This is a genomic window from Limosilactobacillus mucosae (assembly GCF_046939755.1).
Lineage (GTDB): Bacteria > Bacillota > Bacilli > Lactobacillales > Lactobacillaceae > Limosilactobacillus > Limosilactobacillus mucosae_A.
In genome coordinates this window covers 1-689 of the sequence record NZ_JBKZAY010000085.1, presented here as the reverse complement: position 1 = coordinate 689, position 689 = coordinate 1, and the positions used below count along the sequence as shown (strand labels likewise).

Below are 689 nucleotides of genomic sequence, written 5' to 3'. Positions count from 1 at the left end.
GAATAAAAGTATCAAAATTTATTATATGGGAGTGGAAATTAGCTCTCATAACCTAACCGATAAGCAATTCAACTATAACGAGGATGACTACAAGGCGATCTTAAAGACGGATCTTTTTAATGATCGGTCAGAAGATGAGCTCAATAAGTATATGAGCGAGAATCTTAAAGCATACGATTGTCTGTAAGGAGTTGAATTTATGACGGATTATGAGCAGCTTATTTCAAATTTAGCACAATTAAAATTAAACAATTTCAGTGAGAATTATCAAAATTATAGTATGGAGGTCGATCAACAGCGACTCAGTTTCGGTGAAGCATTATTAAAATTAACCGAAAGTGAGCTGCAATACCGACGTGATCAAGAAATCAAAAAGCGAATCCAGCAAGCCAAGTTTCCGATCGTCAAAAGAATTGATGAGTTTGACTTTAACTTCCAGCCTTCAATCAATAAGCAGGAGATTCTAGGGCTTAAATCGTTAAGCTTCTTAAACAATCACCAAAATATTTTACTGGTTGGCAGTCCAGGAGTCGGCAAAACGCATTTAGCAATCGGCTTAGGTCTATTAGCGTGTGAACATGGCTTTAAGACCCTGTTTATCAATTGTCATGACCTTCTACTGGCTTTAAGAATGGCCGACAGTAAAGGAACTCTGGAAAGGCAGATGAAGAGATACTCAAATTACGAGC

At 37.2% G+C, this 689-nt stretch carries 1 protein-coding gene and 1 pseudogene; both read left to right on the top strand.

Annotated features, from left to right (window positions below):
- Positions 1 to 187 (top strand): annotated as a pseudogene (locus ACLUWI_RS10210) (IS21 family transposase); the annotation flags it as partial.
- 12 nt (positions 188 to 199) lie between these two features.
- The coding region (locus ACLUWI_RS10205) for an ATP-binding protein (RefSeq protein ID WP_412147233.1) at positions 200 to 689 on the top strand (490 nt) is incomplete at its 3' end.